The sequence below is a fragment of the Dietzia cercidiphylli genome (assembly GCF_039531545.1).
Lineage (GTDB): Bacteria > Actinomycetota > Actinomycetes > Mycobacteriales > Mycobacteriaceae > Dietzia > Dietzia natronolimnaea.
Map to the genome: position 1 here is coordinate 167,903 of NZ_BAAAQG010000013.1, position 26,786 is coordinate 194,688.

Here is a 26,786-nt window from a genome sequence, read left to right on the forward strand (position 1 = left end):
CCGCCTCTCCCACGGGTCCAGCCTAGCCCCGATCCGTCCCGGGGCGCGTGCGTCAGGACTCCAGCGCGTGCCGGACGGCCACGGTGACGAGCGTGGAGTGCAGAGCCACCGACAGCGCGGCGATCTCCCGGGCCAACTCGGCCGCGCGATCCCGTGCATCCGCGTCGCCCTGCCGTGCCACCGGGCCGGCGATCTGGGTGATGAGGCCCGTCTGCCGGTCGGCGGCCGTCCGGAAGCCCCGCAGATGACGAACGTCCACGCCGTGGCCGGCGAGGTCGTGCGCCGTCCGCGCGACCAGGACCGCCTCGGGGTCGAAGAAGCCACCGGGGCCGGCCACGATGAGCCCGGCATCCACGAGGGAACCGACGAGCTCCGCGTCCACCCCCGACTGCTCGACCACGTCCTCACGGGTGAGTCGCAGGACGGTGTCGCTGCGGAAATCGTCCGGGGTCGACCCCGGGACACCGTCCCCACCGGGGCGCGGGAGCAGGGCGGTGGTGGACCCGTCCGCGATCGCGGAGTCGAGTGCCTCCAACTCCTCGCGGATCACCTTGAGCGGCAGGTACCGGTCGCGCTGCGCCGTGAGGACATAGCGCAGCCGCTCACGATCCCCGACGCTGAACCGGCGGTACCCGCTGGCGGTCCGCTCGGGGGTGACCAGTCCTTCGTTCTCGAGGAACCGGACCTTCGACACCGTGAGGTCCGGGAACTCCGGACTCAGGAGTGCGATGACGCCGCCGATGGAGAGGTGTCCCTCCTCGGTGGCGCCGTGTCCGGCGGCTGTCACTGCCCGGGCGTACCCGTCAGGAAGACGAGGCGGAACTTGCCGATCTGCACCTCGTCGCCGTTCGACAGCGAGGCGGAGTCCACGGGCTCACGGTTGACGTACGTCCCGTTCAGGGATCCGACGTCGACGACGTTGAAGGTACCGCCCTCGCTCCGGAACTCCGCGTGACGACGACTCACGGTGACGTCATCGAGAAAGATGTCGCTGTCCGGATGACGGCCGGCCGACGTGGTTGCCTGGTCCAGGAGAAAACGGGAGCCCGCGTTGGGCCCTCGCTTGACCACCAGGAGCGCCTGCCCCTCGGGCAGTCCCTCGACACCGGTGACGGTGGGCTCGGACTGAGCCGCCTGCTGATCGGACTCGTTGAGAAGCTCCGCGCGGAACACCGAGGTGGTCTCGGCGGTCGCCTCGGGCATGTTCTTGTTCTCGGTCACGTTCGTCTCTCCTCGTCCGAGCCCGGGCGTGGGGCTCACCATGCGGTGCCTGCGATTCTATGTCGGACCGCCCGGGCGCGGGGCCGGGGGCGGTCCCTACCCCTCAGCCCTCCGTGATCTTGGCGTATCCGTCCGAGTCCAGCGTCTGCTCGAGCTGCGTCTCCAGATCGTCGACGTCCGGGATCTCGAGGACGACGATCCACCCCTCACCGTACGGATCGGAGTTGACCAGCTCGGGAGAGGTCTCGAGGGCGGTGTTGACCTCGACGACCTTCCCGCTGAGCGGCGCGTACAGGTCGGAGACGCTCTTGGGCGACTCGACCTCGCCGAACGGCTCACCCGACTCGGTCTCCCCGCCCACGTCCGGGAGCTGGACGAACACGATGTCCCCCAGCTTGGACTGCGCGTACTCGGTGATGCCGATGCGAACTCGGGTGTCGGACACCCGCTCCACCCACTCGTGCTCGTCGGTGTACCGGAGCTGGTCGGGGATGTTCTGGTCACTCACTGACGTGCCCTTCTCGCGTGGCTCACTTGGCGTGTACATCTGGCGACATTACACACCGCCGGACGGCCCCACTGCAGTAGATCCGGGACGGCGCGGGGGGACGGACCGCGCGATCCTCCAGGCCTGCCACAGGTAGATCGACCCGCTCCAGGAGTAGAGGCCCACACCCCAGTACAGGCACGCCTCTCCGAGGATCAGGAAACCCTCCCCGCCGGGGACTCCCGCGAACCCGGCGAGGAGCAGGGGAAGGGACCAGAACAGCGCGAACGTGGCGGCTTTGCCCAGGTAGGTGACCTCCGGTTCGATCCCTCTCCGGCGGTACACGGGGACGGTCCCCACCAACAGCGCGTCCCTGACCAGGAGGATCGCCACGACCCAGACAGGGATGTACCCGGCGACGGCGAAGGCCACGGGCACAGCGGCCACCAGGATGCGGTCGGCGAGGGGGTCGAGACGCTCGCCCCAGGTGGACCGCATGTTCCACAGTCGTGCGATCTTGCCGTCGAGCCAGTCGGAGACGACCAACGCGCCGAGGAGCCACAGCGCCAGCGGCGGGTCGTCCCAGACCAGGATGCTCACCACGAGCACCGGGATCAGCGCGATGCGCGCCAGCGAGATGACGTTGGGGAGCGTCCAGAATCTGTCGCTGACCTGGGGGTCACGCGGCGGCGGTTCGTACCCGAGACCGGGTGGCACCGCGGCGGAGAGGTGCCCGTCGCGCGGTTGCGGGATGCGCGCACCGAGAACCTTGCCCTCGCCGGTCCGCCATTCGCGCAGATCGGTCTCACGCCTTCCCTCCCGCGCCGCGCTCATCGGAAGGTCGACATCATCCCGGAGAAGACGTTGCCACCCGCCGCCATCGGGTTGTCGTGGACCATGTACGTCCACGTCGAGGTGGGCCGCGCCATCGCGTTGGCCACCAGATCCACCCCCGAATCGGTGAACTCGATCTCGGCGAACGTGGTCTCGGACTCCCGGACCGCGTCCGAGGCGAGGTCCCTGAAGTGATCGATCGCGATCCTGTGGAACTCGTCGAGGGGGTTCTCCCGCCCCAGGGCCCTGAGGTGGATGGACTCGCGGACGTCGTTCATCGTCTCCAGGTGACGGGCCCAGCCCCGGTCGAGGTGCCACAGCATGATGTCCCGGCACCCCTGCACCACGGCGTCACGGCCGTGCGTCTCCACGAGTTCGGCGCTGCGCCCGGGATCGTGCGCGGTGAGTTCCTCGAACGCCTTCTCCGTGACCAACAGGGCCGCCCTACGCTCGGCGAGGATGGCGCGTTGCTCGGCGAGGAGTCGGCTGTACCGCCAGGTGTTGGAGTGGATCGCGAGCATCTGGCCCTCGGTGACACGCTGGGCGTGGTCGACCGCGTCCCGGCCACGGTTGCCCTTGAGCAGCCCGCTGATCCTGTCGTGCGCGGTGGGGATCTTCTCGGGTTCCAGGGCCGAGGTCACGACCGGGTCGTCCATCGCGGCGAAGAACACCGAACTTCCGGGGTCTCCCTGGCGTCCGGCGCGCCCGCGCAGCTGGTTGTCGAGCCTCTCCGTCCGGTGCCGCCCGGTCCCCACCACGTGCAGTCCACCGAGTTCGACGACCTCGTCGCGGCGGGATTCGTCGGACCCACCCAGTCTGATGTCCGTGCCGCGGCCCGCCATCTGGGTGGAGACGGTGACGTTGCCCACGTCCCCCGCCTCGGCGATGATGGCCGCCTCCTCCTCGTCGTTCTTGGCGTTGAGCACCACGCACTCCACGCCCTTCTCGGACAGTCGTGCGGCGAGTTCCTCCGACTCCGCGACGTCGTGGGTACCCACGAGCACCGGCTGGCCGGTCGAGTGGACGGCGGCGATGTGCTCGACGACGGCGCGGGTCTTGCTGTCGACGTCGATATACGTTCGATCGGCCTCGTCGACCCGGACGCAGGGGGTGTTCGGGTCGATCTGGGACACGCCCAGTGAGTAGAACTCGCGCAGCTGCGCCCCGGCCGCGAGGGCCGTTCCCGTCATTCCGCACACGCGGTCGTATCGGCCGATGAACGCCTGGACCGTGATGCTGTCGAGGATCTGACCGGCCTCCGAGACCGCGACCCCCTCCTTGGCCTCGACCGCCGCCTGCAGTCCGTCCGGCCACCGTTGCAGTTCGGCGACGCGACCCCGCGAGGCGTTGATCAGCTGGACCCGCCCGTCACGGACGATGTAGTCCACGTCCCGCCTCAGCAGGAAACAGGCGTGTAGGGCGACATTGACCTGGACCAGCGTCGTGGCGACATGCTCCGCGTCGTAGAGGTCCCCGATCCCCAGTTCGCCCTCGATCGCCTCGGCACCGTCGTCCGTCAGGAAGATGTTGCGCCGCTCGGAGTCGGTCTCGTAGTGACGGCCCGCTCGCAGCTTCCGGACCGCGGAGAGGATCTCCCCCGTGGGCGCCTCGCCGGAGGTGGACCCGGCGAGGACCAGGGGGACCAACGCCTCGTCTACGAGCACCGAGTCCGCCTCGTCGACCAGGGCGACGTCGGTCGTGGGCGCGATGAGGTCCGCCGGATCGGTGACCAGTTGCTCCCGCAGGACGTCGAAACCGATCTCGGAGACGGACCCGTAGGTGATGTCGCAGGCGTAGGCACCGCGACGTTCCTCGCGCGTCGACGACTCGGTGACATGACCCACCGTCAGCCCCAGGAGCTCGAACATCGGCCCCATCCACCGCGCGTCACGGGCCGCGAGGTAGTCGTTGACGGAGATCACGTGGACGGTGTGCCCCTGGAGTGCGTACCCGGCCGCCGCGACCGCACCAGAGAGGGTCTTGCCCTCTCCGGTCGCCATCTCCACCACGTCCCCCGCGAACATCCTCAGTGCGCCCTGGAGCTGGACGTCGAACGGCCTCAGTCCGACGGCCCGGGACGCGGCCTCCCGGGCCAGGGCGAGGAATCGTGCGAGGTCCTCGGGGGACTCGCCGAAGAGCTGCAGATCGTGGGCGGCGTCCGCGAACTCGGTGTCCTCCATTCCCGAGGCCCAGTCGTCGAAGCCGTGGGACGCCTCGACCGCACTCTGCGCGCGCGAGGTGTCCCGGCCCTGGGTGGAGCCCATCAGCTTCCAGAAGCGGTTGGCGAATCCCACGCGTGGAGTCCTTCCCGGTCTACAGAACAGTTGATGCCACCGTACGCAGGGGCTGACGGGGTCGGCGGCGCACCCCGCTGGTCTCTGCGTCAGCGCTCAGGGTCGATCTGTCCGCGCAGCCTGCGCATGGCCTCGGTGGAGAGCATCCGGTCACCGGCGCGTGCGGCCAGGTGCTCGGCCGTGAGGTCGGCGGGACTGGGCGCGTGCACGGTCGACGGAGGCCTCACACCGTGCTCGCGGGCGATGTCGTCGAGCCGCGCGGCCTCCGACACCGCGGCGTCGGCGCGGGTCTCCACCGACTCCACCAGTTCGCGGAACGCGACCGCCCGCTCGACCACCTCGGCCCAGACCTCGTCGATCGCCGCACCCATACCGGTCAGGGTGGTGAACCCGTCACGCGCGGGCGGGACACCCGGCGTCGCCGCCGTCTCCCGCAGCCGGCAGAGGTCTCCGGCGAGCCCCACCACCTCGGTCTCCGCGTCGAACTGCAACCGGATCTCCTCCACCGACCGCCCGCCGCGGACGTAGGCCCGGATGAGTCGGTCGTACAGACCGCCGACCTCCATGAGCAGCGCGGTGTACATCTCGGGGAGTCGGCGGTTGTCCGCCCGGATCCGTGGGAGCGAGGGCAACGACTCCACCACTGCCTGGACACGGTGCGGCAGGACCACCCGCCCCATCTCGCGCTGCCCGTAGGCGGCCGCCACTGTCCCCAGCTCGGTGATGGTCCTGGGCACCATCGGCACCGGCGCCATCGTGGGGGTGGAGGCGAGGGCGTCGAACAGCCGACCCCGGTCGTCGGTGTCCAGATGGACGCCGCGCCTCCGGTCGACCCGGATGTCCTTGATCCGGAACGCGAACACACCCGCGCCTCGGGTGAAACCGGTGCGCAGGACGAGGTACTTCCGGTCGAGGTCTGCCAGGCGCGTGCGCAGCGCCACGCGGAGAACTGACGGGACCGGGGTGCCGAGGATGCGCCTGAGGTCGTGGCGTTGTTCCTCGATGATCCGCACCTGGTGGAAACCGCCGACGGACGGGAAGGGGAGGTTGCGGTGGAGGCGTGCCAGCACCACGTCGACGATCCGCGGTTCGACCAGCCCGCAGGCGACCAGGAGCGCGGCACGGTCGGACAGCTCCGCGACCGGAGCCGCACCGACTCCCCGACACATCCGGTCGACGTCCGACACGATCCCCTCCCGGGCCGTCTGCGGCGTGCGCTCGTCAACCATGCGCCTCTCCTCGCCCCGCGCCCCGTGGGCGCGTCAAGTGTCACGGGTCTGCCTCACCGGTTACAACTGTAGGCTGCGGCCCCGTGTTCCCCGGTGCCACCATCGGGGGGCGCAGGTCACACCGTCAGGATTCGAGGTGCTCTCTCAGTCCGTTGACCGTGTTGTCGACGAGTCCTCTGATCACCCGTCGGCGCAGGAGTCCCGGGATGGGGAGGTTGTGGTGGATGGTGAGCCGGAACGAGACCGAGGTCGACTCCGGGCCGGTTTCCACCAGGTCGTACACCCCCTCCTGCCCGGTCTGCAGGCGGCCTTCGACCATCGACCAGTCCATCCCGTCGTCCCGGTGCTCGTAGGTCAGGGTGTAGGCGTCGGTGCCGACCGTGGCCGACGCCTTGAACCTGGCGGTGGCGGGCAGCCCGTCGTCCTCGTAGACCTCGAGGACCTCGGCTTCGAGGATCTCGGGGACCCACTCCGTCTGACCCTCGAGGTCGCGGATCGTGTCGAGGACCGTGGCCAGTGGCGCGGCGATCTCGACCGTCCGGTGTGCGGTGTCAGTGGGCACCGGAGGCCTCCCCGTAGTAGCCGAGCCGGAGCAGCTCGGTGAGTTCGGCGACCATCGGCATGCGCGGGTTGGTGCGATTGCTCAGGTCCTGGAAGGCGGTCATCGCCAGTCCCGGCAGCGCCTCGAGGAACCTGTCCTCGGCGATGTCGAGTTCCGCGAGCGTACGGGGAATCTCCAGACGGCGCAGGAGCGCGTCGACTCCGTCGAAGAGCCGACGCCGGCTCTCCTCGGGCTCGCGACCGCCGAACACGACGCGGCCGAGCTGGGCGTACTTCTCCGGCGCGATGTAGGCCGAGTACCCCGGTGCCGGCATGAACTTGCTCGGCAGACTCGCGTTGTATCTGAGAGTGTGCGGCAGGAAGATCCCGTTGGCACGACCGTGGGCGATGCCGAACCGGGCGCCGACCGCGTGCGCGAGGGCGTGGTTGACCCCGACGAACGCATTGGAGAACGCGAGGCCGGCGAGGGTGGCGGCGTTGGACATGTCCGTCCGTGCCTCGAGATCGTCCGGGTGGTCATAGGCCCGCGGGAGGGCGTCGAAGATCAGCCGGGCGGCCTGCACGCAGAACGCGTCGGTATAGGGCGAGGCGAAGATCGACGCCGCCGCTTCGAGCGCGTGGGTCAGTGCGTCCACGCCCGTGTCGACCGTGAGGGTGCGGGGCATGGACAGCGTGAGCATGGGATCGACGATCGCCATGTCCGGCACCAGCGAGTAGTCGACCAGGGTCTCCTTGCGGTCGCCCACGGTGATGACCGCGGCGGGCGACACCTCCGATCCCGTCCCGGAAGTCGTCGGGACCGCCACCAGCCGCAGGGTGTGGGGCTCCTGCGGATAGTCCGCCATCCGTTTACGGGGATCGAGGAACGGGAGGGCGAGCTTGTCCAGGGTGACCTCCGGGTGCTCGTAGAAGAGTCGGATCGCCTTGGCCGCGTCTATCACCGAGCCGCCGCCGATCGCGATGAGCAGGTCCGGACCGGCCTCCCGGAGCATGTCGACACCTCGGTGGATGGTGGCCTCGTCCGGCTCCGGTTCCACCTCGCTGAACACCCGCAGCCGCTCCACCCGCAGGTGCCGCCTCACCTCGTCGACCACCCCCCGCTGCTCGCTGAGCACATCGGTGACCACCACCACGCTGGTGCACGGCACCTCGCGAAGGTTCTCGAGCGCACCCGCGTTGAAGAACGTGTTCGCCGGGACACGGAACCACTGGGGCGGGGTGCGTCGGTGGGAGACGGTCTTGATGTTGAGCAGCTGCATGTAATTGACGTTCTCCGTCGTGCTCGAGCCTCCCCACGTGCCGCACCCCAGGGAGAAGGTGGGGGTCAGGTTGTTGTAGATACCTCCGAGCGCGCCGACCGCGGTGGGGGCGTTGACGAGGATCCGCCCGGTACGGACGGCCAGCCCGTACGCGTCGATGACATCGGAGTCCCGCGCGTAGATCGCCGAGGTGTGCCCGAGTCCCCCGTGCTCGGTCACGAGCACGGCGGCGTCGATGCCGTGGGCCGAGTCCGGAGACCTGACGAGACCCAGTACCGGCATGAGCTTCTCCTGCACCAACGGGTGGGCGGCGAGTGCCTCCAGATCCGATGGCAGTTCCGCCAGCAGGATCTTGACTGCGGGATCAACTGTGATGCCCGCGCGCGCGGCCAACTCGGGCGCCTGCTGGCCCAACGCCTCCACGTTCACCCTGTCGCCGCACCCGAAGGCGAAGTCCGCCAGTGCCCTGGCCTCCTCGTCCGAGAGAAGGTGCGCGCCCATCCGCCGGAACTCGGCCACCGTCTCGTCATAGATCGGCTCGTCGATGATGCAGGTCTGTTCGGCGGGGCAGATGACGGACGCGTCGAACGTCTTGGAGATGAGGATGTCAACGACGGCGCCCTTGATGTCTGCCGTCCGGTGCAGGTAGATGGGCGCGTTCCCGGGCCCCACCCCCAGCGCGGGTTTACCGGCAGAGTTGGCGAGGGCGACGATCTTCTGCCCACCGGTCACCCAGATGAAGTCGATCCCGGGGTGCGTGAACAGGTAGTGCGTGACCTCGTGCGCGGCATCGGGGAGCACCTGGAGTGCGCCCGGCGGCATTCCGGCTGCCTCCGCCGCCTCGCGCAGGATCTCCACGGTCCGCTCACACGACCGCACGGCCATCGGCGACGGGCGGAAGATGACCGCGTTGCGGGTCTTGGCCGCGACGATCGCCTTGTAGAGGACGGTCGAGGTCGGATTGGTGACCGGCGTGATCGCCAGGACAACCCCGATCGGCTCGGCGACGAGCTCGATGTTGCGGGAGATGTCCTCCTCGATCACTCCGACGGATCTCTTGTCCCGGAGGTAGTCGTAGAGGAACTCGGTGGCCACGTAGTTCTTGACCACCTTGTCCTCGAACACCCCGAAACCGGTCTCCTCGATCGCGGTGGCGGCGAGCTCCCCTGCCGCCCGGATACCCGCCCGCGACATCGCCTCGACGATGGTGTCGACCTGCCGCTGGTCGAGGGCACGGAACGCCTCGGCCGCCGCGACGGCGTCGGCGACGGCGGCGTCGACCGCTGGACGATCGACGCCCGCCCAGTCCCCGGAGTCCGGGACAGGATCGCGAGTCACCTCGGGCATGAAGCCTCCTCATGGCGGCGACGACCGACTGACCCTACGGCCGCCTCGGTGACCCGACCGTACTCTCAGGTGAGCTACATCACGGCGCTATCAGCAGATAGCCCCTCGTGCGGGCGTCCGGGCAGCACTGCCACGCCACGAGCAGCCGCCGCCGTGCCCACCGGGCTGGACTCGCTCGGAGGTGAGACGCCGGACGTCCCGCCTCGCGGCACTAGGTCTCGCGCGGATCCCCGGCCCGCATCGGCACCCGGACGTCTCCCCCGGACTCCTCGGTGATCCGTCGCCCCATCTAGACACCGGCGTGCTGCCCCGAGGCGAGAAATGAGACAGGGCGGTCTCCCTCGTGGAAGACCGCCCTGCTCGTGTGTTGTGTCGGGCTGACAGGATTCGAACCTGCGACCCCTTGACCCCCAGTCAAGTGCGCTACCAAGCTGCGCCACAGCCCGCCCGCCACCGCGTCTCGCGCGGCGACTGGATCAGACTAGCGCACGCCTGTAGGAGCGCTCCAATCGCCTGGTCACTTGCGCTGTCGACGCTCCTTGACGCGCACGTTCACCCGGACCGGAGAGCCGTCGAAGCCGAAGGTCTCGCGCAGCCGCCGCTCCAGGAATCGCCGGTAACCCGCCTCCAGGAATCCGGTGGAGAAGAACACGAACGTGGGGGGCCGGGTGGTGGCCTGGGTGCAGAAGCGGATCCGCGGCAGCTTCCCGCCCCGCATCGGCGGCGGGGTGGCGGCCACGACCTCGCTCATCCACGTGTTGAGGGGCCCCGTGGGGATGCGCTTGTCCCAGGAGTCGAGTGCACCCTCCATCGCCGGCACCAACTTGGCCAGGGCGCGGCCCGTGGTGGCCGAGATGTTCACCCGGTAGGCCCACGTGAGGATCTTGGACAGCTCCCTGTCGATCTCCTTGTCCAGGTCGTACCGGCGGTCCTCGTCCACCAGGTCCCACTTGTTGAAGGCGATCACCAGTGCCCGACCGGCGTCGGCGACCATGGAGATGACCCGCAGGTCCTGTTCCGTGATCGGTTCCGAGGCGTCCAGCAGCAGCACCACGACCTCGGCGGCCTCGATGGCACCGCGGGTGCGGAGCGAGGCGTAGTACTCGTGCCCGTACGCCTGGTTGACCTTCCGCCGCAGACCGGCGGTGTCGACGAAGCGCCACGTCTTGCCGCCGAGTTCGACGAACGAGTCCACGGGATCGACGGTGGTGCCGGCGACGTTGTCGACCACCGACCGCTCCTCGCCGGTGAGCTTGTTGAGCAGGCTCGACTTGCCGACGTTGGGTTTGCCGACCAGCGCCACGCGCCGGGGCGCGTTGGTCGCCTCACGCATCCGGGCCTTGGAGGGCAGCTGGCGCAGGATCTCGTCGAGCAGGTCGGCGGTGCCGCGGCCGTGCGCGGCGGAGATGGCATAGGGCTGGTCGAGGCCCAGCCCCCAGAACTCCGCCGACTGCAGCTCGGCCTTCTCACTGTCCACCTTGTTGACCGCCAGGATCACCGGGGTGTCCGAGCGGCGCAGGCTCTTGGCCACGGTCTCGTCCGCGGAGGTGATCCCCACGTTCCCGTCGCACACCAGGACGATGAGGTCGGCGGTGCCCATGGCGATCTCGGCCTGCTGCGCGATGGAGCGGTGCATGCCCTTGGCGTCCTGCTCCCACCCGCCGGTGTCCTGAACCATGAAAGTGCGGCCGTTCCACAGGGCCTCGTAGGAGACGCGGTCCCGGGTCACTCCGGGGACATCCTCCACCACGGCTTCGCGACGGCCGATGATCCGATTGACCAGGGTGGACTTGCCCACGTTGGGGCGCCCCACGATGGCGACGGTGGGCAGGATCTCCACCCCGTCGACCTCGGCGCCGATCTCGTCGGCCCACTCCTCGGCCACGGCGTCCCAGTCCGTGTCGTCGTTCCAGGCGTCCTCGACGGTCTCCTCGACCGGGCCCGTGGGGAGGTCGAAGTCCTCGTTGCTGCTCACTGTGTGTTCCCTTCTGCGGCGTCGCCGTGCGACGCGTCGGCGCCCTCCGCGAGTGCGACCAACCGGTCGAGCACCTCGTCGAGGGTGAGGTCTGAGGTGTCGATGACGATCGCGTCCTCGGCGGGCCGGAGCGGGCTCGCCGCGCGGGTGGAGTCCTTGCGGTCACGCTCGATCACCGCGGCGAGCACCTCGTCGTAGTCGGCGTCACGTCCGGCCGCGAGGTCCTGCTCGGTCCGGCGACGGGCCCGGATCTCCGGGCTCGCGGTGAGGTACACCTTCACCTCGGCGTCGGGGAGCACCACCGTGCCGATGTCGCGGCCCTCGAGGACGACGGTGCCGCCCCCGGAGGCCAGCCGACGCTGGAGCCCGACCAGATTGGCCCGGACCTCCGGTACGGCGGAGACCGCCGAGACGCCCGCGGTGACGCGGGCGGTGCGGATCTCGTCGCTCACGTCCTCGCCGGCGAGCAGGATCCGCTCGGATCCCGCATCGGTGCCGATCTCCATCGGCAGATCGGCGGACGCGGCGATCACCGCGGCGGCGTCCTCCGGGTCGATCCCGGCGCGCAACACCTGCAGCGTCGCCACCCGGTACATCGCACCGGTGTCGAGGTACGCCCCGCCGAGCCGCTCGGCGAGCGTCCGGGCGAGGGTCGACTTACCGGTGCCGGCGGGACCGTCGATCGCGATCCGTCGCCGCGGGACGCCGGTGGGTCCGGCCTGCGCGCTCACAGGCCCACCGCGGCGTAGAGATCCGAGACCTCTTTGCGGTTGAGCTTGCGGAAGCTCCCCGCGCGCTGGTCGCCCAGTGCCACGGCGCCGAAGCGGATCCGCACCAGCGACTCGACGGGATACCCGACCTCGTCGAGAAGTCGGCGGACGATGTGCTTGCGCCCCTCGTGGAGCACGACCTTGACCAGCGAGCGTCCCTCGTGGACGTCGACGATCGCGAACTGGTCGACCTTGGCCGGGCCGTCCTCGAGCTCCACACCGTCGCGGAGCTTCTTGCCGACGCCCTTGCCGACGACTCCCGTCACGGTGGCCATGTAGGTCTTGGACACCTCGTAGGACGGGTGCATCAGCCGGTGCGAGAGCTCGCCGTCGTTCGTCACCAACAGCAGCCCCTCGGTGTCGGCGTCCAGGCGGCCTACGTGGAAGAGCCGCTGTCCGGCGTCGACGCGGTCGGCGACCAGGTCGCCCACGCAGGGCCGGCCCATCTCGTCGGACATGGTGGTGTGGTACCCGCGGGGCTTGTTGAGCGCCAGGTAGACCAGGTCGTCGTCGAGGACGATCCGGGTGCCGTCCACGCGGATCACCGCGGTGGTGGGATCGACCTTGACGCCCATCTCGCGCACGATCTTCCCGTTGACCTCCACCCGCCCGCGGGCGATGAGGTCCTCCGAGGCCCTGCGGGAGGCGATCCCGGCCTGCGCCAGGATCTTCTGGAGGCGGACCGGTGAGCCGTCTCGGCCAGCGGACTCAGTCATGAGTGCGTCACATCTCTTCGTTCTGGTGTTCATGGGCGGGGTCGGGCGCAGCGGTCCTGCGCCGCCCCAGGGGTATCCGCGGGTCCTCCGCGGGATCGTCGCTCATCTCGTCGACCAGGTCGACATCCGGCAGCAACGGGGCGATGTCCGGGAGCTCGTCGAGCGACGTCAGTCCCAATCTTTCCAGAAATAGCTCCGTGGTCCTATACAGGATGCCCCCGGTGTCCGCGTCGGTGCCGCATTCCACGGCCAGACCGCGGGCCACGAGGGTCCGCATCACGCCGTCCACGTTGACCCCGCGGACGGCCGCCACGCGCGCCCGGGTGACGGGTTGGCGGTACGCGATCACCGCCAGGGTCTCCAGCGCCGCACGGGTGAGGGTGGACCGGGTGCCGTCGGTGAGTAGGCGCTCCACGTACGGTGCGTACTCTCGACGGGTGTAGAGACGCCAGCCCTCGTCGGTCCGCCTCAGGTCGATCCCGCTGCCCACCGCCGTGAGGTCATCCCGCCACCCACGCATCTCGGCCGCCACCTCCGCGGGCGTCGAGCCCGCCGCGGCTGCCAGCGACCCCTCGGCGGTCGGCTGGTCCACGACCAGCAGAAGCGCCTCGAGTCGGGCACGCAGCGGCGGGGCCCCGGGCTCGTCGAGCTCGTCGTCGTCGTCACCGTTCGGTCCCACCGCACGCACGTCGTCGTCCTCCGTCACGTCCATTCGTCCCTCCCGCGCGTCACCTCAGCCGCCTCCTCGCCCGTCCAACTCACCAACAGGTCACCGAGCGCCTCGTCCTGGGCGAGCGCCACGGCGCGCGCCCTGTACAACTCCAACAGGGCGAGGAACCTGGCGACGACGACGAGGGATTCGCCGCACCCGGAGACCAGCTCCCGGAAGTCGACCCATTGGTCCCGGCCCCGGAACTTCAGTAACTCCAGGACGCGGGCGGCCTGCTCGGGGACGGACACGGCCGGGGTGTGGACGTGCGAGACCCCCACCTCCTCCACCGGCCGGGGTCGGAACGCCACGGCGGCGATGGTGGCGAACTGCTCGACGTCGACGCCCAGCTCCACCTCGGGCAGCAGGTCCAGGAACTCGTCGTCCGGACCCGCCGTCCGCGGGTGGGAGTGACGGGCGGTCCTGTCGAGCTCGGCGAACAACTCGGCCACCTGCCGGAACGCCCGGAACTGCAGGAGACGGGCGAAGAGCAGGTCCCGAGCCTGGAGCAGCGCCAGATCCTCCAGGTCCTGGACCTCACCGGACGGCACGAGGCGTGCGGTCTTGAGGTCGAGCAGCGTGGCCGCCACCACCAGGAACTCGGTGACCTCCTCGAGGCCCGCCTCCCGACCCAGCTCGCGGGCGTGCGCGATGAACTCGTCGGTGACCGAGTGGATGGCGACCTCGGTCACGTCGAGACGGCGCGAGTCGATCAACTTCAGGAGAAGGTCGAACGGGCCGGTGAAGTTGGTCAGGTGGACGGTGAACGCGCGCGGGTCTTCGACCTCGGTGGCATCAACCTGGGCGGCGTCTACCTCGCCGGGTCCCTCCCCCGGCGGGTGCCCGACCCCGGTCACCGGACCGCTCACCTGCCGCGCTGGATGACCTCGCGAGCCAGCGCCCGGTAGGCCTGCGCACCTGCAGATCTGGGCGCCCACGTGGTGATGGGTTCGCCGGCGACGGTGGTCTCCGGGAAGCGGACCGTACGGGTGACGAGGGTGTCGAAGACCTGGTCACCGAACACCTCGACGACGCGGCCGAGGACGTCGCGGGCGTGGACCGTCCGGCGGTCGAACATCGTGATCAGGATCCCGGTCAGGTGCAGACGCGGGTTGATCCGGTCGCGGACCTTGTCGATGGTGTCCGTCAACAGGGCGAGCCCACGCAGCGAGAAGTACTCGCACTCCATCGGGATCAACACGCCGTCCGAACAGGCCAGTGCGTTGACGGTGAGCAGCCCCAGTGACGGCTGGCAGTCGATCAGGACGTAGTCGTAGCGGTCGAGCACCGGGTACAGCGCACGGCCCAGCGCCTGTTCGCGCCCCACCTCGTTGACCAGCTGGATCTCCGCGGCGGACAGGTCGATGTTGGCGGGGATGAGGTCCACCCCCTCCACCCGGGTGCGGACCAGCACCTCCTCCGTCGACACGGTGGTGTCCACCAGGAGGTTGTAGACCGTCAGGTCGAGTTGGTGGTGCGGGATGCCCAGGCCCGCGGACAGCGCGCCCTGGGGGTCGAGGTCCACCACGAGGACCCGGCGGCCGTACTCCGCGAGGGCGGCGGCCAGGTTGATCGTGCTGGTGGTCTTGCCGACCCCGCCCTTCTGGTTGCACATCGAGAGCACCATGGCGGGGCCGTGGGAGGTCAGCGGCTGCGGTTCGGGGATGGCCGAGAAGCCCTCGCCCGCCGCCGGGTCGTCGGCGCCGAGGAGTTCCGCGCGGGAGAACAGTGCGGGATCCATCGTCCCAGAGTCCTGCGCCACCCGCGTCTCCTCTCGCTTCGTCGTCACCTGCGCTCAGGCCGGTCCCCGGTCACGTTACCGTGCCCGGGGGTGGCACTCGGCCCAGACCTCGCGGAGCGTGTCGACGGTGACGAGGGTGTAGACCTGCGTCGTGGTGACCGAGGCGTGCCCCAACAGCTCCTGGACCACCCGTATGTCCGCCCCGCCGTCCAACAGGTGGGTCGCGAAGGAGTGTCGGAAGGAGTGCGGCGAGACGTCGGGGCCGACCGCCGCCCGCTCCGCGGACACCGACACCACGTTCCACAGGGACTGCCGGGTGATGCGGCCGCCCCGGGCGTTGAGGAACAGCGCCGGGCCGCCTCGGACCGCCAGTGCGGGACGGGCACGCACCAGGTAGGCGCCGACCGCATCGCAGGCAGGACGCCCCACCGGGACCACCCGCTCCTTGCCCCCCTTCCCGCGCAGGATCACCGTGCCCCCGCCGGGGAGGTCGAGACCGTCGAGGTCGTCCACGTCGAGACCCACGAGCTCGGCCGCCCGCGCGCCGGTCGCGTAGAGGAGTTCGAGCATCGCCCGGTCCCGTAATCGCGCGGGGTCGGTGTCCACCTCGGTCCCGCCGGCGGCCTCGATCACCGCGATGATCCGGTCCACGGGTAGCGCCTTGGGCAGCCGTCGTGGTGGCCGCGGCGGGGTCACGGCCGCCGCGGCGTCGACACGGGTCACCCCGTCCCTGGTGGCGAACCGGTGCAGTCCCCGGACCGCAGCCAGGGCACGGGCGACCGAACTGGGCGCGAGCGCCCTCCTACCAGCGTCCGGATCCGCGGTGGCGAGCCGCGCCCGGAACTCCTCGACATGGGACTCGGTCACCGCCCCGAGGTCCCCGACGCCCGACTCCGCGAGGTACAGCCGGTATTTCTCGAGGTCACGACGGTAGGCGGCCAGGGTGTGGGCGGAGGCCCCCTGTTCGACGGCGAGGTGGTCGAGGTATCCGCGGATCTGGACCGCGGCGCCGTCCGACCGGGTCATCGCGGTACGGCCGGCGTCATCGGGGGACGCCCCGTCAGCGCCCGGCGATCGACGCGCGCGCGGCGAGGATCCCGGCCACTGCGATGCCGTTGACGATGCGCCCGTCCAGGACCGCGTCCACGGCCTCGGAGAACGGCATCCGGGCCACCTCCATGTCCGCCTCCTCGTGCCGGGCCTCCGGCCGGGTCACCTCACGCAGGTCCCTGGCCAGGAACACGTGGACGCGTTCGGTACAGAACCCCGGTGACGGAACGATCGAGATCACCGGTTCCCAGGATCTCGCCTCCAGACCGGTCTCCTCGACCAGTTCGCGCTGCGCGGTCTCCACCGGCCGTTCGCCGTCGACGTCGCACAGCCCGGCCGGCAGCTCCCAGAGCCGCTCCCCCACCGCGTGGCGGTACTGGCGGACGAGCGTCACCTGATCGGAGTCATCGAGCGCGATCACCGCGACCGCGTCGTCGTGACCGCAGATCTCACGGTCGGCGGTGCCCCCGCCCGGCATCGTGAGGGTGTCCACCCGCAGCCGGACGATCCGGCCGTCGAAGACCTCCCGACTGGCGACGGTGCGGTACTCGTGCGACCCGGGGGCACCGGAATCCGACACCGGCGATCAGCTCCCGCCCGAGCGGACGTCGGAGGTCAGCCCGGCGGCGACGTCATCGGCGCGCACGCTGGACGTCTCGGCGTCCGGCGCGGCGACTGTCGCGTGAGCGGACTCCCCCGACTGATCGGCCCGCCACGGCTCGACCGGCAGCCGCATCTCGTTCTCGTAGTCCAGGGCCGCCTTGATGAACGCGGCGAACAGCGGGTGGGGGCGTGTCGGCCGCGATTTGTACTCGGGGTGGGCCTGGGTGGCCACGAAGAAGGGGTGCTGCTCCGGCGGGTACTCGACGAACTCCACCAGGTGACCGTCGGGCGAGGTGCCGGAGAACCGCAGACCGGACTCGGCGATCTTGTCGCGGTAGGCGTTGTTGACCTCGAACCTGTGCCGGTGCCGTTCCGAGATCTCCGTGGCGCCGTACGCCTCCGCCACCAGCGAGCCCTTGGTGAGCACCGCCGGGTACGCACCCAGGCGCATCGTCCCGCCGAGATCGGCGTTGCCGGCCACCGCGTCGACCTGGTCCGCCATCGTGGAGATCACCGGATGCTCGGTGTCCGGCTCGAACTCACTGGACGAGGCCCCGTCGAGCCCGACCGACCGGGCCGCCTCGATGACCGAACACTGCAGGCCCAGACACAGTCCGAGCAACGGGATGCGGTTCTTCCGCGACCACGAGATGGCGCCCAGCTTGCCCTCGATCCCACGGATACCGAAACCGCCGGGGATCAGCATGCCGTCGACGCCCCGGAGGGCCTCCCGCGCGCCGGCCTCGGTGGCACAGGCATCGGACTCCACCCACCGGATGTTGACCCTCGCCCGGTGGGCGAACCCGCCTGCGCGCAGGGCCTCGGTCACCGACAGATAGGCGTCGGGCAGGTCGATGTACTTGCCCACCAGGGCGATCTCGACCTCCTCGCGCGGTTCGTGGACTCGCTTGAGGAGTTCACCCCACACGGTCCAGTCGACGTCCCGGAAGGGCAGGTTGAGCTTGCGGATGACGTGGGTGTCGAGATGCTCACCGAAGAGCACCTTCGGGATGTCGTAGATGCTCGGGGCGTCGGGGGTGGAGACCACGCCCTCGAGGTCCACGTCGCACATGAGCGCGATCTTGGACTTGAGCCCGTCCGGCACCTCGCGGTCGCACCGCAGGACGAGGCCGTCCGGGACGATACCGATGGACCGCAGCGCCGCCACGGAGTGCTGGGTGGGCTTGGTCTTGAGCTCACCCGACGGTGCGAGGTACGGGACCAGTGAGACGTGGAGGAAGAAGATGTTCTCGCGTCCGACCTCGTGGCGGACCTGCCGGCAGGCCTCCAGGAAGGGCTGGGACTCGATGTCGCCGACCGTGCCACCGACCTCGGTGATCACCACGTCGGGGCGGCGGCCCTGCTCATCGGGCGCGCCCATCGCGATGATGCGTTCCTTGATCGCGTCGGTGATGTGCGGGATCACCTGGACGGTGTCCCCGAGGTACTCGCCGCGACGCTCCTTGGCGATGACGGCCGAGTACACCTGGCCGGTCGTGACGTTGGCGTTGGCGCTCAGGTCGCGGTCGAGGAAGCGCTCGTAGTGCCCCAGGTCGAGGTCGGCCTCCGCACCGTCCTCGGTGACGAACACCTCCCCGTGCTGGAACGGGTTCATCGTCCCCGGGTCCACGTTGATGTACGGGTCCAGCTTCTGCATGGTCACGCGGAGTCCGCGCGCGGTCAGAAGCTGCCCCAGGCTGGAGGCGGTGAGCCCCTTACCCAGCGACGACGCCACGCCACCGGTGACGAAGATGTGCTTGGTCGCGGACCGCGATGCGGCTCGGTTCAGTGCCAAGGGGACTCCCGTGTCCAGACGCCGGAATGGATGAATGCTGGTGTGGCTCCGGTGCACCCCACGGGGCTTCAGGCTATCACCGAGCGGGCGCGGTGGGGAGCGACGGCACCGCCGCGGTCGCATCCGGGCGCAGCCCGTAGTGTCCCTGCCCCCGCGCGAGCTGCTCCGCCAGCGCGAGCCCCGTGGCCAGCCGGCCGGAGTCCGAGCCCGCGGAGTCGACGGTCGAGACACCGTCCTCGCCGGAGGAGCGCAGCACGGTGACCGCGTCGTACCCCTGAGCGCCCGTGAGTTCGGCCGACACGACCGCTCCCGCGCCCTCGCGGTCCAGGGTCCGCGCGAACGAGGCCACCCGGACCGCGGTCGACTCGGCCTCGCCGGGGCCTGTGACGACCAGCGCCAGCTGACCTGGTCTCAGGGTGCCGGGTTCGAACTCGACGAGTCCCGCGTCCGACAGGGTGGTGAGGACCGTCTCGCGGTCGTCGTCGTCGAGGTGTGGTTCCGCGTCCTCGGTCCGCAGCAACCCGGCACGGCCCACGGCGGTGCCCAGTTGGGTCCCCAGGTCCGCATCGGTGGCCGGTGCGTCTCCGATCGGCAGGTTGGCCACGAGTGCCTGGACCTCGGCGTCGGCATCCGGGTCGACGGCCTTGTCGGTGAGTGTCACCCGTCCTGCGGCGATGCCGCCGGCCGCACCGATGACGTCGACGGCGGCGCTGACGTCCTCGTCGGACGCCCCGGGGGCCACCACGACCAGCACGGGGCGATCCTCGAGGGTGCCGTCCAGTACCGGCCGGGCGAGCTCACCGGCCATGTCGTCGAGCCGGTCGACGGCGAGTCGCCGTTCGGCCGACTCGGCCCGGGTCGACTCGAGTTGCGCCGCCGTCGTCTCCTCGCGGTCGACCACCGCGTCCCGGATCGACGTCGCCACGGACGTCGACCCCAGGACCACCCCCAGCCCCAGGGCCAGGAACACGGCGACCAGCGTGAGAACGTGGCGACGCAGAGAGATCAACGGACGAGCCCCTGGACCCAGAGGGCGAAGGTGTTCCATACGTCGATGGCCCAGATGAGCAGGTCCTGGGCGGAGTCGCGGGCGACCACCACCGCGGCCACCGCGATGAGCGCCGCGAGCACCACGAGGGCCAGCCCGATCCCGGCACCTCGCGAGCGGTACAGAGTCGCACACGCGTCGGCGTGGACGAGGCGGGACGACACGGCGGTGTCGACCATGGTCGACGACGGTGCGGAGGAGGCGCCGAACGCGTTCTCGAGTCCGCGGTCGTCGCCGGTCACCACGATCATCTCGGCTCCGCCGTGGAAGGCCAGCAGCAGGGCCATGTCGCGTGCGGTCGCCGCGGCGGGGAACGTGGTGGCCCCCACGCCCAGCTCCGTGACCCGCTCGAGCCCCTCGGCCCTGCCGTCGCGATCCGCCGGCACGACCAGGACCGCGCCGTCCGTGAGCACCTCGTCGGAGACCCCGGTGGGGGTCGCGACCACGACGTCGGCGGAGATCCGGGCCGCACGCAGCAGTTCGGCCCCCCCGTCCACACCCACGACCAGCGGTCGGTACTCCTTCATGAAGGGCTTGAGATCGGAGAGCTGCGCCTCCGAGGCCCGGTCCCCGGTCACCACCACCACGTGGCGACCGGTGAAGTCCACGTCGATCCCGGGAAGGCCCTCGCCGTCGAGGAGCAACTGGTGCTCGAGGCTGAGGAACTCCGTGGCGTTGGCCAGGTGCGCCAGCGCGGACTCGACGTACCCGTTCTCCGCGGCGTGGACCTCGGAGAGGAGGGTCTCGGGGCCGACCTCACGGCCGGTGGCCAGCTGGCCCTCGGTCTTGACCGAGTAGACCACGCCCTCGTCGATGCGGACCCGGGTCCCGTCCTCGACCTCGGCGAGGTCCGCGTCCTCGATGACGGGGATGGTCGACGAGGCGAGGATCCGGAACGCGGCACGGGGCAGCATCTCCTCACCGGGGCGCGGCACGTGGACGACGGCGGCGACATCGGCCTCGACGACGGCGCGGGCGGTGGCCGCCGACGTCCGGTTGAGGTCGAGCACGGCGACGTCCTTGGAGCCGAGCTTGCGGGGGACCGGTGATCCCGCCCGGACCTGGCGGACGGTACCGACCACACCGGCGAGATCGTTGGAGCGGCGATTGAGCAGACCCGTCATCTTCATGTGCCCGAGTATCACGCGTGTGATTCGAGTGACGAGGGAGGTCGGTTCGGCGTGTCGGATTAACGGTCGACTTGAGCTTGAGACTTCTCCGACTGCGCCTTGCCGAGGAGCTCCTCAGCATGCGCGAGACCGGTGTCGGTGTCCTCCATCCCGGCGAGCATCCGCGCGAGTTCGATGACCCTGTCCGAGTCGTCGACCGCGCGCACACCGGACACGACACCGTCCCCACCCGTGGAGTCCGCGGCCTTGTGGATCACGAGGTGCGTGTCCGCGTACGCGGCGACCTGCGCGAGGTGGGTCACGGCGATCACCTGGTGGGTCCTGGCCAACCTGGCCAGACGCTTGCCGATGCTCAGCGCGGCGCGTCCACCCACTCCTGCGTCCACCTCGTCGAACACCAACGTCCCGCCACCGGAACGTTCCGCCAGGACGACCTCCAGGGCCAGCATCACCCTGGACAGCTCGCCGCCGGAGGCGCCCCGGCCCAACGGGACGACCCCCGACGGCCCGTCGAGAGCCAGTTCCACGTCGTCCAGGCCGGACTCCGTCGCGGCGCCGAGGCCGTCCCCGGCAGGGGTGACCCTGACGACCAGCCCGGCTCCGCCCATGGACAGCTCGGCCAGCTCCGAGGTGACGCGTCGTGCCAGGTCCTCCCCCGCCGCCCTGCGGATGGCGGTGAGCTCGGCCCCCCGCTCCTCCAGCTCGAGGGCGAGCCTCGCGACCGTGGCCGTGAGGTCGGCCACAGCGGAGTCGGAGGTGTCCACCTCGGACAGGCGGATGCGCGCCTTCGCGGCCCACTCGATCACGTCGTCCACGTCGGTCCCGTACTTCCGGGTGAGCGCCCTGAGATCATGCCGTCTCTCGAGTGCCGCATCGAGGTCGGCCGCGTCCACCGGGAGTTCGGCCAGGTAGAGGCCGAGCTCGGTCGCGGCGTCCCCCAGCGCGGCGACGGCCTGGTCGATACTCGTGGCGATGGGATCCAGGGCGGGGTCCCCCGCCCCCGCGAGCCGCTGCCGCAATTGATCCAGGACGTTGACGACCGGCTCCGCGGTCTCTCCGTCTCCCGTCAGGGTCTCGTGCGCCTGCCCGGCCACCTCACGCAACTCCTCCGAGTCGGTGAGACGCCGGATGACCGCGTCGAGCTCGGCCTCCTCCCCCGGTCTGGGGTCCAGGGCGTCGATCTCGTCGAGCCCGTGGCGCAGCAGGTCGGCCTCGCGGGCCAGCTCGCGGGCGCGCCCCGTGCGCTCTGCCAGCGACCTCTCGGCCTCACGCCACCGGTGGAAGGTCTCCCGGTACGCCCTGAGTGCGACCCGCGCCCGCTCGCCCCCGTGGGAGTCGACCGCCTCGCGCTGCCGGTCAGGACGCAGGAGCCGGAGCTGGTCGTTCTGGCCGTGGACCGCGAGTACCGGGGAACAGAACCGGGCCAGGGTGCCGGCGGGCACCGACCGACCACCCAACCGGGCCCGGGAGCGTCCGTCGGCGCCGACCCGGCGGGCCGCGATCACCGTCCCGTCCTCGTCGAGCTCAACGTCCGCCTCCTCGAGGAGTCTGTCGAGCTGGTCTCTGTCCTCGGAAGCCATCGTCGCCGCGGCGGCCAGGTCGAACCGCCCCTCCACCACGGCCTTGTCGGCACCGCGGCGAACCCGGCCCGGATCGGCGCGCCCCCCGGCCAGAAGCCTCAGACCGGTGACGACCATGGTCTTGCCGGCGCCGGTCTCACCGGTCAGGACCGACAGGCCCGGGGCGAAATCGGCCACGGCCTCGTCGATGACGCCGAGTCCGCTGATCCGAAGTTCCATGAGCACGCACCCACCCTAGGGGAGGGGGCGGGCGGCGGACCGGCCACGCCACCCGGTCACCGGGAGTTCGAACTTGGTCACCAGTCGGTCCGTGAACGGTGAGTCGTCCAATCGCACCCACTTGACCGGCCTCCGGCCGCGCACCACCTCCACGCGGCTACCGGCGGGGGCGTCGACCAGCCGCCGCCCGTCGAGCACGACCACCGCGGGCCCCGACCGGGTCCCGGTCTCCACGGCGACACGCGAACTCGGCGCCACCACCATGGGCCGGGCGAACAGGGCATGGGCGTTGTTCGGGACCACCAGGATCGCGTCGAGCTCCGGCCAGACGATCGGCCCTCCCGCGGAGAACGCGTAGGCCGTCGACCCGGTCGGGGTCGACACGAGCATGCCGTCGCACCCATAGTCGCTCACCGGTCGCCCATCGATCTCGACCGACGCCTCGAGGACGCCCTGCCGGGAGACCTTCTCGATACTCACCTCGTTGAGCGCCCAGTCGTGGCCGAGGACGGTGTCCCCGTGCATGACGGTGGCCTCGACCGTCATGCGCTCGACCACCCGGTAGTCCCGGTCGGCGATCTGTTCGACGACCCCGTGCAGCGAGGAGACCTCCGACTCGGCGAGGAACCCGACATGCCCGAGGTTGACCCCCAGCACCGGCACATCGGCCGCGGTGGCGTACTGACACGCCCGCAGGAACGTCCCGTCCCCACCCAGGACCAGGACGAGCTCGCACCCGTCGGCGGCGTGCGGAGTGTCGGCGACCGACTCCACGCCCGTCCCCGTGGCGACGTTCTCACTCGTGTCGGCGAGCATGCGCACCGCGATCCCCCGGTTCGCGCAGGCGTCGACGACCTGGGCGACGATGGCGACGATGTCCGGCCGGTCGAGGTTGGCCTCGAGCAGGATCCGGCGGGGTGTCCCCTGACCTGTCATGTCCGTCATCTCGGCCCCTCCTCCACAGCGCGGTGGATGGTGTCCGACGCCTCGCGCGACAGCTCGGCCGGGACACCCGACTCGGTCTTGCGTAGGTGAAGGAAGTACTCGACGTTCCCGGACGGCCCGGGGAGCGGGCTGGCCACGCAGCCGAGCGCCTCCAGCCCGAGCGACGCAGCGGCGCGCGCGACACCCGTGACCGACTTGATCCGGAGGGCGGGGTCGCGGACGACGCCACCCTGGCCGACCCGCTCGCGGCCCACCTCGAACTGCGGTTTGACCATCGGCAGCAGATCCCCGCCGGTGCGGACGCACGCGGTCAGTGCGGGCAGGACGAGCGGGAGGGAGATGAAGGACAGGTCCGAGACCACCACGTCGACCTCCCCCCCGATGTCCTCGGCAGTGAGGGATCGCACATTGGTCTTGTCGTGGACCCCGACGCGACCGTCGCTGCGCAGGCGCCACACGAGTTGCCCGTAGCCCACGTCCACCGCCTCGACGCGGGAGGCACCCCGTGAGAGCAGGACATCGGTGAAGCCTCCCGTGGAGGCACCGGCGTCCAGACAGCGCGCCCCGGCCACGCCCACGCCGAAGACGTCCAGCGCACCGATGAGTTTGTGGGCTCCCCGCGAGGCCCAGTCCGGTTCGTTCGACGCGGCGAGCGCGATCGAGGTGGTCGGCTCCACCTGGGTCGCGGGCTTGCGGGCTGCCACCCCGTTGACGATCACTCGCCCCGAGTCGATGAGGTCCCTGGCGCGTTCCCGACTGTCACACATCTTGCGGCGGACCAGCTCGGCGTCCAGGCGCCTCCGAGTGACCGCCATCAGCGGGCGGAGTCCAGGGCGGAGAGCGCTCGGGCGAGCAGGTCATGAGCGGCGTCCAGGGCCCTGACCTGATCGTCACGGACCACCCCGCCTCCGTCGCCTCCGTCGACTCCGGCCGTCGACGGCCCGACGGAGTCAGCGAGGAGATCGTCGAACGCCGAGCGGAGCTCGTCGACGTCCGGGCCCGCGGGCCCGGGCAGTGGTGTCGGTCCGGGTGTGCTCACGCGGTCCACGCTAGCCCACGACGAGTCCCGCATCGGCGAGCCGCGACCGCGCACCGCCACCGGGATCCCCGATGGCGCTCACTCCGTGGCGCCATGCCTGACGGATGACGCTGCGCGCCAGATCGACACCGCTGAGCGTCTCCGGGATCCCCTGCAGGTGAAGAGCCCCGTCCTGCACCCTCGCGTCGAGTTCGGCGGCCGAGTCGATATGACTGGACTCGGGCGGCGCGGCGAGCGCCGCCAGGTCCCGGGCCAGATGGGTGGCGCGACGACGCTCGTCGGCGACCAGCAGATCGGCCGTCCCGTGGACACCGGTCAGGACCAGCAGTGCGGGCATACCAGCCGCCACCGCGCCCTCGATGTCGGTGTCGAGCCTGTCGCCGATGACCAGTGGACGCGTCGCGCCGACGAGGTCGGCGGCAGCCCTGAGGACCCCGGCGGCCGGCTTTCCCGCCACGACGGGTTCGCGGTCCGTCGCCGCCCGGAGCGCGGCGACCAGCGAGCCGTTCCCGGGGAGCAGGCCCCGCTCGGTGGGTAGCGTCGTGTCGGTGTTGGAGGCCACCCAGGGAACCCCACGGCGGATGGCGAGACACCCTTCGGCGAGATCGCCCCAGGTCAGCTCGCGGGACAGTCCCTGGAGGACCACCTCCGGATGATCGTCGGCCGAGAGGACGACCTCGTAGCCCGCTTCCCGTGCGAGGTCGCGGAAGCTGGCGTGTCCCACGACGAGAACCCTCGCGCCGGCGTCGACGTGATCGACCAACATCATCACGGCCGCCTGGGCGCTCGTCATGACGTCGGACGTGCGGGCCGTGAAACCCAGTTCGCGGAGGTGCGCTGCGGTGTCGGCGGGGGCACGGCTCGCATTGTTGGTCACGTAGACCACCGGGAGCCCCGACCCGTCCAGCGCTTCGGCCGCGCCGGGTATGGGCTCGGAACCGCGGATGAGAGTCCCGTCGAGGTCCACGAGAAGTGCGTCGTGCAGATCCGACAGAGTGGCTGGTGACACCGGCGGCTAGTCCTCGAGCTCTGCCAGACGCGACTCCGCGTCCGTGTGATGGTCCGGGTCGGCCGCGACCGCATGCCCGAACCACGCGGCGGCCTCGTCCTTCCGACCGGACGCCAACAGCACCTCCGCGTACGCGTAGTCCAACCGTGCCGCCTCCTCGCCCACCGCCGCCGGGTCGGCGCCGGCGTCCTGGAGGGTCACCAGGGCGGCGTCGAGCTGGCCCATATCCACCCGCGCACCGGCCTCGACGATGCGTAGTTCCACGAGGTCCTCACCGGAGACCTGGCGGGATTCCTCCCCCCGGGCGAGTTCGATGGCCTTCTGCGGACGCTCGAGGCCCCGCTCGCAGTCTGCCATCATCGCGAGAAGTCCGGGCCCTCCCGAGATCCGGCGGGCCGCACGCAGTTCCCCGAGGGCCTCGGACCACTCACGGGCCCGGTATGCGAGCACGCCGAGGGTCTCCCGGACGACGCCTATCCTCCCGGCGCGATTCTTCGCGGCCCGGCCGTGGGCGAGAGCCAGCTCGGGATCGTCGTCGACGAAGTGCATCGCGGCGACCAGGTGCCGTGCCACGAGCTCGGCGTTGGCCTTGTCCAGCCCACGGAGGTCCCTCCGGATCTCCATGTCGAGATCCGCGGCCTCGATCTCGTCGGGGAGCGTCGGCTCGTCGACGCGTGCGGCCTGCCGGGCGTCCTGCCCCGGACGACCACCGGAGCGCCGGTCGTCACCCTGTCGTCCGCCGCCGCGCGGTACAGCCCGGGCCGCCCCACCACGGCGGTCGGCGCCGGCGTCACCACGACCCTGACCCGCACGCGGGGCGCCGGTCCGTTGTCCCCCGGTCCGACCTGCACCCTCGCGACCGCCGGGTGCCTCGCCGGCTGCGGCGCGTCGCCGACCCGACTCGTCGGTCCCCGACCCGTCGTAGCGTCTGCCGCGACGTTCACCGAAGGAACTGTTGTCTCTCCGACCACCGCTGGAGGCCCGGTCGCCCCTACGCGGTACGTCACCATCGCCTCGTCGGGGAGTGCGATCTGGCTGTTCTGACCGGGGTTCGTTCACGTCGTTCACCTTACGTGCGCCGGGCGACCGGCACTGCTGTTGAAGTATGGAGCACAAATAAGACCAGCGGGAGGAACATTAAGTCCCTCCCGCTGGTCATGAAGTTGTGTTCGGCGGTGACCTACTCTCCCACACCCTCACGAGTGCAGTACCATCGGCGCTGGCA

25 protein-coding genes and 1 tRNA gene are annotated in these 26,786 nt (G+C 70.5%); all 26 read right to left on the bottom strand.

The window, feature by feature from the left end:
• Nucleotides 1–52: 52 nt before the first annotated feature.
• Nucleotides 53–787, bottom strand: coding sequence for a transcriptional regulator FtsR (ftsR, locus tag ABD250_RS13870; protein WP_095718998.1), 735 nt, complete (start codon nucleotides 785–787; stop codon nucleotides 53–55).
• Complete coding sequence (gene odhI / locus ABD250_RS13875; RefSeq protein WP_182657921.1) at nucleotides 784–1,203, bottom strand: oxoglutarate dehydrogenase inhibitor Odhl; 420 nt, start codon at nucleotides 1,201–1,203, stop codon at nucleotides 784–786. Before odhI ends, ftsR begins: the two co-directional genes overlap by 4 nt.
• A 121-nt stretch (nucleotides 1,204–1,324) precedes the next feature.
• The gene (gcvH, locus tag ABD250_RS13880; RefSeq protein WP_182609311.1) at nucleotides 1,325–1,768 is read right to left on the bottom strand and encodes a glycine cleavage system protein GcvH; all 444 of its coding nucleotides are present in this window, start codon (nucleotides 1,766–1,768) and stop codon (nucleotides 1,325–1,327) included.
• A gap of 9 nt (nucleotides 1,769–1,777) precedes the next feature.
• Nucleotides 1,778–2,542 carry a CDP-alcohol phosphatidyltransferase family protein gene (locus tag ABD250_RS13885; protein WP_182657910.1) on the bottom strand — a complete coding sequence of 255 codons (765 nt, stop codon included), beginning with the start codon at nucleotides 2,540–2,542 and terminating at the stop codon, nucleotides 1,778–1,780.
• Complete coding sequence (gene secA2 / locus ABD250_RS13890) at nucleotides 2,539–4,836, bottom strand: accessory Sec system translocase SecA2 (RefSeq protein WP_182657909.1); 2,298 nt, start codon at nucleotides 4,834–4,836, stop codon at nucleotides 2,539–2,541. Before secA2 ends, ABD250_RS13885 begins: the two co-directional genes overlap by 4 nt.
• A gap of 89 nt (nucleotides 4,837–4,925) precedes the next feature.
• Nucleotides 4,926–6,065, bottom strand: a complete 1,140-nt coding sequence (locus ABD250_RS13895) for a hypothetical protein (RefSeq protein ID WP_182657908.1) — start codon at nucleotides 6,063–6,065, stop codon at nucleotides 4,926–4,928.
• Between the two features lie 124 nt (nucleotides 6,066–6,189).
• Nucleotides 6,190–6,627, bottom strand: coding sequence for an SRPBCC family protein (locus tag ABD250_RS13900; RefSeq protein ID WP_182657907.1), 438 nt, complete (start codon nucleotides 6,625–6,627; stop codon nucleotides 6,190–6,192).
• Nucleotides 6,617–9,232 (bottom strand): bifunctional acetaldehyde-CoA/alcohol dehydrogenase, encoded by a 2,616-nt coding sequence (gene adhE, locus ABD250_RS13905; protein ID WP_182657906.1) that lies wholly within the window; start codon nucleotides 9,230–9,232, stop codon nucleotides 6,617–6,619. Before adhE ends, ABD250_RS13900 begins: the two co-directional genes overlap by 11 nt.
• 372 nt (nucleotides 9,233–9,604) lie before the next feature.
• Nucleotides 9,605–9,678, bottom strand: a tRNA-Pro gene (locus ABD250_RS13910).
• A gap of 71 nt (nucleotides 9,679–9,749) precedes the next feature.
• On the bottom strand, nucleotides 9,750–11,207 hold the full coding sequence (gene der, locus ABD250_RS13915; RefSeq protein WP_182657905.1) for a ribosome biogenesis GTPase Der: 1,458 nt from the start codon (nucleotides 11,205–11,207) through the stop codon (nucleotides 9,750–9,752).
• Nucleotides 11,204–11,938, bottom strand: coding sequence for a (d)CMP kinase (gene cmk, locus ABD250_RS13920; protein WP_182657904.1), 735 nt, complete (start codon nucleotides 11,936–11,938; stop codon nucleotides 11,204–11,206). The genes der and cmk overlap by 4 nt, the downstream gene beginning before the upstream one ends.
• Complete coding sequence (locus ABD250_RS13925) at nucleotides 11,935–12,789, bottom strand: pseudouridine synthase (protein WP_422110515.1); 855 nt, start codon at nucleotides 12,787–12,789, stop codon at nucleotides 11,935–11,937. Before ABD250_RS13925 ends, cmk begins: the two co-directional genes overlap by 4 nt.
• Complete coding sequence (gene scpB / locus ABD250_RS13930; RefSeq protein ID WP_182657902.1) at nucleotides 12,701–13,405, bottom strand: SMC-Scp complex subunit ScpB; 705 nt, start codon at nucleotides 13,403–13,405, stop codon at nucleotides 12,701–12,703. The genes ABD250_RS13925 and scpB overlap by 89 nt, the downstream gene beginning before the upstream one ends.
• Complete coding sequence (locus ABD250_RS13935; protein ID WP_422110514.1) at nucleotides 13,396–14,259, bottom strand: segregation and condensation protein A; 864 nt, start codon at nucleotides 14,257–14,259, stop codon at nucleotides 13,396–13,398. The genes scpB and ABD250_RS13935 overlap by 10 nt, the downstream gene beginning before the upstream one ends.
• Nucleotides 14,260–14,267: 8 nt before the next feature.
• Entirely contained in the window at nucleotides 14,268–15,143 is an 876-nt protein-coding gene (locus ABD250_RS13940) for a ParA family protein (RefSeq protein ID WP_182640715.1), read from the bottom strand.
• Nucleotides 15,144–15,218: 75 nt separating this feature from the next.
• Nucleotides 15,219–16,169, bottom strand: coding sequence for a tyrosine recombinase (locus tag ABD250_RS13945; protein WP_182657901.1), 951 nt, complete (start codon nucleotides 16,167–16,169; stop codon nucleotides 15,219–15,221).
• Nucleotides 16,170–16,203: 34 nt separating this feature from the next.
• On the bottom strand, nucleotides 16,204–16,773 hold the full coding sequence (locus ABD250_RS13950; RefSeq protein ID WP_182657900.1) for an NUDIX domain-containing protein: 570 nt from the start codon (nucleotides 16,771–16,773) through the stop codon (nucleotides 16,204–16,206).
• A 6-nt stretch (nucleotides 16,774–16,779) separates the two neighbouring features.
• Nucleotides 16,780–18,591, bottom strand: coding sequence for a CTP synthase (gene pyrG / locus ABD250_RS13955; protein WP_182657899.1), 1,812 nt, complete (start codon nucleotides 18,589–18,591; stop codon nucleotides 16,780–16,782).
• Between the two features lie 76 nt (nucleotides 18,592–18,667).
• Nucleotides 18,668–19,600 (bottom strand): copper transporter, encoded by a 933-nt coding sequence (locus ABD250_RS13960; RefSeq protein WP_241730481.1) that lies wholly within the window; start codon nucleotides 19,598–19,600, stop codon nucleotides 18,668–18,670.
• Nucleotides 19,597–20,769 carry a putative cytokinetic ring protein SteA gene (gene steA / locus ABD250_RS13965; RefSeq protein WP_182610361.1) on the bottom strand — a complete coding sequence of 391 codons (1,173 nt, stop codon included), beginning with the start codon at nucleotides 20,767–20,769 and terminating at the stop codon, nucleotides 19,597–19,599. The genes ABD250_RS13960 and steA overlap by 4 nt, the downstream gene beginning before the upstream one ends.
• A gap of 59 nt (nucleotides 20,770–20,828) precedes the next feature.
• Nucleotides 20,829–22,574 (bottom strand): DNA repair protein RecN, encoded by a 1,746-nt coding sequence (gene recN, locus ABD250_RS13970; protein ID WP_344392837.1) that lies wholly within the window; start codon nucleotides 22,572–22,574, stop codon nucleotides 20,829–20,831.
• Nucleotides 22,575–22,583: 9 nt separating this feature from the next.
• Complete coding sequence (locus ABD250_RS13975; protein ID WP_344392839.1) at nucleotides 22,584–23,513, bottom strand: NAD kinase; 930 nt, start codon at nucleotides 23,511–23,513, stop codon at nucleotides 22,584–22,586.
• Nucleotides 23,510–24,328 carry a TlyA family RNA methyltransferase gene (locus tag ABD250_RS13980; protein WP_277817616.1) on the bottom strand — a complete coding sequence of 273 codons (819 nt, stop codon included), beginning with the start codon at nucleotides 24,326–24,328 and terminating at the stop codon, nucleotides 23,510–23,512. The genes ABD250_RS13975 and ABD250_RS13980 overlap by 4 nt, the downstream gene beginning before the upstream one ends.
• Complete coding sequence (locus ABD250_RS13985; protein ID WP_338404234.1) at nucleotides 24,328–24,552, bottom strand: hypothetical protein; 225 nt, start codon at nucleotides 24,550–24,552, stop codon at nucleotides 24,328–24,330. The genes ABD250_RS13980 and ABD250_RS13985 overlap by 1 nt, the downstream gene beginning before the upstream one ends.
• A gap of 10 nt (nucleotides 24,553–24,562) precedes the next feature.
• Nucleotides 24,563–25,561 (bottom strand): HAD-IIA family hydrolase, encoded by a 999-nt coding sequence (locus ABD250_RS13990; protein ID WP_338404235.1) that lies wholly within the window; start codon nucleotides 25,559–25,561, stop codon nucleotides 24,563–24,565.
• A 6-nt stretch (nucleotides 25,562–25,567) separates the two neighbouring features.
• Nucleotides 25,568–26,185, bottom strand: coding sequence for a tetratricopeptide repeat protein (locus tag ABD250_RS13995; RefSeq protein WP_095719376.1), 618 nt, complete (start codon nucleotides 26,183–26,185; stop codon nucleotides 25,568–25,570).
• Nucleotides 26,186–26,786 lie beyond the last annotated feature (601 nt).

Bases quoted from the DNA above. Each gene is read 5' to 3' on its own strand.
- ABD250_RS13945 (WP_182657901.1), bottom strand. From the start codon at position 16,169: ATGACCCGGTCGGACGGCGCCGCGGTCCAGATCCGCGGATACCTCGAC.
- ABD250_RS13995 (WP_095719376.1), bottom strand. From the start codon at position 26,185: ATGGAGATCCGGAGGGACCTCCGTGGGCTGGACAAGGCCAACGCCGAG.
- scpB (WP_182657902.1), bottom strand. From the start codon at position 13,405: ATGGACGTGACGGAGGACGACGACGTGCGTGCGGTGGGACCGAACGGT.
- ABD250_RS13885 (WP_182657910.1), bottom strand. From the start codon at position 2,542: ATGAGCGCGGCGCGGGAGGGAAGGCGTGAGACCGATCTGCGCGAATGG.
- steA (WP_182610361.1), bottom strand. From the start codon at position 20,769: ATGAAGATGACGGGTCTGCTCAATCGCCGCTCCAACGATCTCGCCGGT.
- ABD250_RS13980 (WP_277817616.1), bottom strand. From the start codon at position 24,328: ATGGCGGTCACTCGGAGGCGCCTGGACGCCGAGCTGGTCCGCCGCAAG.
- ABD250_RS13895 (WP_182657908.1), bottom strand. From the start codon at position 6,065: ATGGTTGACGAGCGCACGCCGCAGACGGCCCGGGAGGGGATCGTGTCG.
- ABD250_RS13975 (WP_344392839.1), bottom strand. From the start codon at position 23,513: ATGACGGACATGACAGGTCAGGGGACACCCCGCCGGATCCTGCTCGAG.
- adhE (WP_182657906.1), bottom strand. From the start codon at position 9,232: ATGCCCGAGGTGACTCGCGATCCTGTCCCGGACTCCGGGGACTGGGCG.
- ABD250_RS13940 (WP_182640715.1), bottom strand. From the start codon at position 15,143: ATGGATCCCGCACTGTTCTCCCGCGCGGAACTCCTCGGCGCCGACGAC.
- gcvH (WP_182609311.1), bottom strand. From the start codon at position 1,768: ATGTACACGCCAAGTGAGCCACGCGAGAAGGGCACGTCAGTGAGTGAC.
- odhI (WP_182657921.1), bottom strand. From the start codon at position 1,203: ATGCCCGAGGCGACCGCCGAGACCACCTCGGTGTTCCGCGCGGAGCTT.